Origin of the sequence: Kitasatospora sp. NPDC048298 (genome assembly GCF_043201465.1) — a bacterium.
Taxonomy (GTDB): domain Bacteria; phylum Actinomycetota; class Actinomycetes; order Streptomycetales; family Streptomycetaceae; genus Kitasatospora.
The window spans coordinates 1-6251 of record NZ_JBICYZ010000138.1; the positions used below are offsets into that span (position 1 = coordinate 1).

The window sequence follows — 6251 nt, forward strand, 5'->3', positions numbered from 1 at the left end:
CGGCCGCTGACGGCGGAGGCGGTCGCGGGCTATCTGCTCCACAACGCCACCCCGCAGCAGGAGGACCGTTGGCGGCCGCTCACCGACGCCGTGACCCGGGACCCGGACGGCCCCGCGGCCCAGGCCTTGTCGGTTCCGCTCCTGCTGTGGCTGTGCGGCAAGGTCCACGAGGACCTGGACCAGGACAGGAGTCCCGGCGATCTCGCGGACTGGGACGCCTTCCCGACCTTCGAGAAGATCGAGCAGCACCTGCTGGACTCGCTCGTGCCGGCGGTCTACCCGAGTGATCCGCAGGATTCTCCGCACCCCGACCGCAGGGCGCCGCGCAGGTGGGCCAGGGGGCACGGGCCCCGGGAGGCCGAACGGGCGGCCCGTTGGCTCGGCCATCTCGCCCGGCACCTCACGAAGCGCGAGCAAACTGACCTCAAATGGTGGGAACTGGGCACGACCATGCACCCGTCGGCCCGGATGACCGTGATCGGCTGTGCGGCCGGGACGTGCGCCGGGGCGGTCGCCTTCCTCGTGGACTCCGCCTACTTCACCCTCTTCCCGAACCGTCCCGGCGGGGACTTCCCCACCAGGCTCGGGGAAGGACTCCTGGTCGGGCTCGTTGACGCCCTCGTCAACGGGCTTGCGGCCGCGCTGGTCTTCGGCCTCGCCCACCGGATCCGTCTGGCGTTCGCGGGAGCGGCGGTGGAGCCCTCGCGGATGCGGATCGGCATTCGCGGCCGGAGAGGATGGCCGCGCACCAGGTCCGTCCGCGACGTCCTCAAGCAAGTCAAAACCGGGATCCTCGCGGGGTTCGCGGGCGGAGCCGGGATCGGGCTCGCGCTTGGGCTGTGGGGCAAGGGGGCCGGGGACCCGCGCTGGTTCGAGGTCGGACTGGTGACCATGATGGTGTACGGCGCTCAGTTCGCGCTCGCGTTCGCGCTCGTAAGCGGGCTCGCGGCCTGGCTGGAGGCTCCAATCGACACCGACTCCGCCGTTCGGCCCCGTGATCTGCTGGCCACCGACCGGAACAACGCGCTCGTGCAGCTGCTCCTGTTCGGGCCCCTGGCCGGAGTCACCGTGATCGTCGGGTTCAGGCGCATCATCGGGCTCCTCGGAGGCTCCTTCTGGGGCGTCGCGATCAGATCGGACCTGGTGTGGGACATCCGGGTCGGACTCCTCACGGCGCTCGCGGGAGGTCTCGGAGGGGTCCTCTCCCTGACGGCCTGGGGCGAGTGGGTAGTCTTCGCGCACGTCTGGCTGCCGCTGACCGGGCGGCTGCCCTGGCGGGCGATGGCGTTCCTGGAGGACGCCCACCAGGAACGGGGCGTCCTGCGCCAGGCCGGAGCGGTCTTCCAGTTCCGCCACGCCCGGCTCCAGGAACACCTCGCACGTCCGGCGGAGGCCGGGGCCGACGACCGATCCTGATCCGAGAACTGCCCGTTCTACAGAACTACTGAGGTTTTCAGGGCGGGGTCGGTGGATCGAGTGACAGGCCGGTGCCGGCCAGGCATCCCTCGATAAGGGCTGTCTGGAGCTGGACGTGTCGCAGTCCTCGGCGGAGGGTGCGAGCGAGGTGGTCGGCGTCGGTGAAGGCGGTGTTCGCCATCGGGCCGCGCCGCAGGAGTGACCAGAGGCCTTCGACCGGATTGAGGTCCGGTGCGTACGAGGGCAGCTGGAAGACGGTAAGCCAGTCGTGCTCGGCCGCGTACTGCGGGACCGGCACATCTGAACAGTCGAACGCTTCACCGGCATCCACGCTCGACCCCGACGAGTGTGGATGCCGGCATACCGGGGCCGCTCACCGCGGACCACTCCGCCGTCGGCCTGGTGCTCGCCCCCCTGCGAGAAGTGCGGCTCGTCGGACGCCTCCCAGCTGTGCAGCACCTTGCCACGGCAACTGGCCGGCACCCGTTATTCGGCCGCCCGGAGTAGGGGCCGCCGGGTTGCCGGCATCGCTCCGGGGTGTCGGCTTGCAGCCGTTCGCTCTCGAACCTAAGCTTCCGAAATCCACTCAGATGACATCGAGGAACAATTCATGGGAAATCCGGAGACCGCTCCCGGGCAGCCGCTTCCGAAGTTCGAGGAAGCCAAGGGACTGGGTCCGCAGGACAGTCAGTTCGTGCGCGATCTCGTGGATGTGCTGGAAAAGCACGGGAATCTCGACCGTTTCGGCCTGTGCCTGCTGCACGAGCACTTTCCGGTCGCGGGCGACGAGGTCCTGGTCGAGACCCATGACCTCGCGGCACGCACGCTCCAGATCCGGGTCGACAAGGCGGACGCGACCGGTCACACCAAGCCCTCGCAGTGGCGGTTCGTGAAGACCGGACGCGGCAGCGGTGAGGTCGAGAGCCACGCCTACCAGGTGATCCTGCAGTGCAGTCCGATCAGCGGGTGCCCGGGAAGCAGGAGCACCGCGCGTTGAAGAACGAGGACGGCGGTGAGGTGAACACGAACACCTCACCACCGTCGCACGGTCGCAACACAAGAGTCCCCCGCGCCGCGCCGTACCGGTGGGGACTGTGCGCCGTGCCGTTGCTGGCTTTCCTGCTTCTCTGGGGCGGACAGCCCGCCCGAGCGGATTCCCCGTTCGCGAGCAGCTGTCATGCGGAGCAGTTGACCGGGGCCCGTCTGAACGTCGAACTCAGACTCGCCAACCACGCCCACAACACGGTCGAGGGCAGGGGAGTCATGACCGTCCGCGTACCCCGGTCCTGGGAGTACGCCGAGGGCCTGCTGCTGCAGAAGAGTTCTGTTGCCTACCGCGATGCGATGCGCTGTCTCCTGCGCGACGAGCAGGAGACGGGGCGGCCCCCGCAACAGTACCTGCGCGCACGCGAGTGGCGTTCGTCCAATCCGGCGGTGAGCGTCGAGCCTGACTGGGTCGAGGTCGAGTACCCGACGATCTTCTGGTTCGACCAACCCGGCATGTTCCGCGTCGGGCCGTGGGAAGTCGATGTGCACCCGGGCCAGTGGAAGCTGTCCCTCGTTCCGCCGACGGCTCTGGCAGGGGCCGGTTGGGACTCGGTCGTGGTCGATCTGGGCGGCCTGGAGGCATCCAGCGTGGCGCCCGAACCCTCGACCGCCGGCCACGGGACCATGCGGTGGGGCGACCCTGTCCGGCCTCAGGAGGCGAGCTCCTTGCTGACGATTCGGGTGGCTCCCCCGTGGCAGCGCGCATGGGCGGCGGTGAGCGGCAAGAGCGCATTTCTCGTCAGCAACAAGATCGGGATGGCCGCCTGGTGGGTGGTCATGTCCGCCATCGTCGCGCTGGCCGCTCTACGAGCCCGTCGCCGGCCGGCCCACATCGAGGCCACCGGGCTCGAGATCCGCAGCAGCACGGTCCTGCTGCAGTGGGGTCTGGTCAGCGCCGTCATCAGCCTGACGTTCCTGCCACCGCAGTACACACTCCTCGGTCAGGACCGTTGGAGGATCCTGATCGGGGTTCTGGTCGGCTGGGCGTTGACGGCCACCGCCCGTCCGAAGAGGTCGGTGCTGCTGGCCGCCTCGCTGGTGGCGGCGGTCGGCGGCCTGGTAGCCGGCTGGCCGTCCCTGTTCGGCCTTCCCCAGAAGATCTCCTCCCCCGGAACCGGGTCCGTCCACAGCTTCGCCCCGCTGGTGGCCATGACCGCGGCGCTCCTGTGGCTGTGGCTGGCCGGCCTGGCCCTGTGGATCCGGCGGCTCGCGTGTGAGGGCGGACTGATCCGGACACCGGCGTCACCCTGGCGGCTGCGCCGCCTCGGGTCGGTCCTGGCCGTGATCACCGTCCTTCTGCTGGGATGGGAGTGGTGGACCCAGGACCGCGGGTGGGAGCGGGCCAGCTGGCTGAGCGACCGCACCGTGCAGGAGTACGGTTGGCTGCACCGCGCCTTCCTGAGCGAGCATCTGGTGTCCTACACCATCCAGGTTCCCGTATGGTGCGTCGCCGGGACCTGGGTGGTGACCGGCATCGCCATCGTGGCCCTGCTACGGGCCAGGGACTTGGCGTTCCCCGTGCCGTGCGCGGATCCCACCAGGTTGGACTGCCTCCTGCTCGCCGTGTTCTTCGCCGTCGTGGTCGCCTACCGCCAGGGCTCGTACGCAGGCAGCCAGGCAGGGGCTGTCCTCTGGCTCGTCCTGGACATCGCCGCGTTCTACGCCCTGTTGGCGGTCGGGAAGCGGTGGGCGGTCCTGGCCCAACACCTTGAGGGAAGCGGGGACACTCCGAGGCTGAGCGAAGCGATCACGGAGGCGGGCCACTCCGACCTCATCGCGCGTGCACGCCGCTACCGGGAGCTGACCGACGAGCTCCGCGACATGGAGCCGGGGAAGAGCGAGGGAGCCGCGAGCAGACATGCGGCGGAGAAGGAACGGCACGCGGTCGAACGGGAGCTGAGCGGGCTGCACCGCTGGCGGTCGCCGACCAGAACCACCAACACGGCACGGCCCTGGCTGCCCGGCCAGTTCACGGTCATGGACATCGCCCTGAGTTGGGGCCCGCATGCCAGGTGGTGGGAGAACGCCCGCAGGGCCGCCCTGCTGGCGGCCGCCTTCGGCCTTCCCGGCACTCTCCTCATCCTCTGGTTCTTTTACCAGGGGGAGCAAACTCAGTGGATGCACACCGCGCAGGACTCCTTCGGGGCACCCGAGATGATCCGGCAGTTCTTGCTCTGGGAGCTCACCGCGGCAGGCGCGGGCCTGGTGCTGGGAGCGCTCTGGCGCCTGCTGCCCGGCCGCCGCGGTCCGACACGCGCCCTGAGCCTGACCGCCGTCTACACCCTGCTGATCCTCCTGGGCATCCTGGGCAACCTCCTCACCGACCAGCCACTCGGCAACTGGGCCATCGCCATCTGCCAGATGCTCCTGGTGCTGACCCTCACCAGCCTCGCCATGGACGCGGACACCTTCCGCGCCGAGCGGCGTCTGTGGCCCAGCCGCTTCGGACTGCTGCTCTCGATCTACCAGCTCCGCGGCTTCTCCGCGCAGATCGCCTACGTACTGGCCCAGTTGGCCGTGCTGATCGCGATCGCGAAGTTCTTCATCGGCCCCGATATTCGGACCATGAAATTCTGAGTTCAGGCGCTCCCGCCAAGTCCGGACCCGCTCGTGGAGTTCGGCGCTGCCGGGGATCACGAGCACGTCCACGTCGAGCACTCGGAGGTTCTCCGGTCTGCGACCGCGCGGCGGTCGGTACTGACCTGCCCGAGGGATGCGTGTCCGAGAGCGGTTGACCTCGGCATGGTCTGGATACAGACGGTACACCCGCGCCCGGTCACCGATCGCGCGCTGACAGACCGATCCGACAGGAGTGCCATGCCACATCCGACCACGCGTCGCACGGCCCGCTACGGCTGGGCACCGGACCTGCCCGACGCCCGCGACTTCCTCTACTCCGCACCGCGTCTCTCGCTCATCAGCCTGCCATTGCGGAATGATTCCCAGGGGTCGGGGAGGGGGGCGCTGGGGTCCTCGTCATCGGTGGGCAGTCCGACGTAGGCGCGTAGGGCGGGGCGGGTACCGGGAAGGCCGTACCGAGTGAACCGCTCGTAAAGGTCGGAGCCGAACGGGCAGGACTGGAAGTCCGCGGCGGTCAACAGCGCGGCCAGGACGCTCAGCAGTTCTCGGCGCCCGGGGGAGAGCCCGGCGAACACCGGTGCGGTGTCCGCAGGTTCAAACAGGGCCTCCAGCAGCCCCGGCGCGGACCGCCAGCGGGCGGGGCACGACTCCGGTCTCCTCGACACGGGGCAGAGCGCGGACGATCTCCAGAAGGACCCCGTCCGGATCCTCGGCGGCGCCCATCAGGCACATCAGGCTGCGGACGGTGTAGCTGTGCAGGTCGCCCGCATGGTGGGCGGTGGCGGGCGCAGGGGCCGGTCCGGCGCCGAAGGCGGCCAGCTCGGCTGCGATGCGCTCCGCCGACGGCAGGCCGAGCGCGGCGGTCGGGCGCGCGGCCAGCAGGCGGACCAGGGCGGTGGCAGCGGCCCACCGCAGCAGGGGGTGCCCGTGGTCAAGGTGACGTCGGAGCCGGCCGTCCGGGTCGTGGTCGGCGAGCAGCCCGACCGCGACGAGGACCGTGGCGGCGCATACCGGGTTCCGCTCGCTGTCGAGGCAGGCCAGCAACGGGGGCAGGGTGGTGTCGGCCTCCTCGGGGAACCAGCCGAGAAGGTACGCGGTCTTGGTGCGGATCTCTGAGCTGCCCCGACTTTCGTGGAGTCCGCGATCGTGTGATCAAGCGACTTGCGGGTGTTGCTCCAGTCTCGTCCAGTACGCCTGCTCGCACTCGT

3 protein-coding genes and 2 pseudogenes are annotated in these 6251 nt (G+C 69.7%); 3 read left to right on the top strand and 2 right to left on the bottom strand.

Annotated elements, in window-relative coordinates; genetic code table 11:
- A pseudogene (locus ACGF0D_RS43760) lies at positions 1-1416 on the top strand (hypothetical protein); the annotation flags it as partial.
- 37 nt (positions 1417-1453) lie between these two features.
- Here the strand turns inward: ACGF0D_RS43760 and ACGF0D_RS43765 are convergent.
- A pseudogene (locus ACGF0D_RS43765) lies at positions 1454-1702 on the bottom strand (transposase); the annotation flags it as partial.
- Between the two features lie 324 nt (positions 1703-2026).
- Here ACGF0D_RS43765 and ACGF0D_RS43770 point away from each other — a divergent pair.
- Together ACGF0D_RS43770 and ACGF0D_RS43775 are read left to right on the top strand one after the other, a co-directional pair.
- On the top strand, positions 2027-2413 hold the full coding sequence (locus ACGF0D_RS43770) for a hypothetical protein (RefSeq protein ID WP_380421674.1): 387 nt from the start codon (positions 2027-2029) through the stop codon (positions 2411-2413).
- Positions 2414-2517: 104 nt separating this feature from the next.
- Entirely contained in the window at positions 2518-5040 is a 2523-nt protein-coding gene (locus tag ACGF0D_RS43775) for a DUF6185 family protein (RefSeq protein ID WP_392926106.1), read from the top strand.
- Positions 5041-5637: 597 nt separating this feature from the next.
- Here ACGF0D_RS43775 and ACGF0D_RS43780 read toward each other — a convergent pair.
- Positions 5638-6087, bottom strand: a complete 450-nt coding sequence (locus tag ACGF0D_RS43780) for a hypothetical protein (RefSeq protein WP_392926108.1) — start codon at positions 6085-6087, stop codon at positions 5638-5640.
- Between the last annotated feature and the right edge of the window lie 164 nt (positions 6088-6251).

Coding starts and splice junctions, on each gene's coding strand:
- ACGF0D_RS43770 (WP_380421674.1), top strand. CDS start 2,027: ATGGGAAATCCGGAGACCGCTCCCGGGCAGCCGCTTCCGAAGTTCGAG.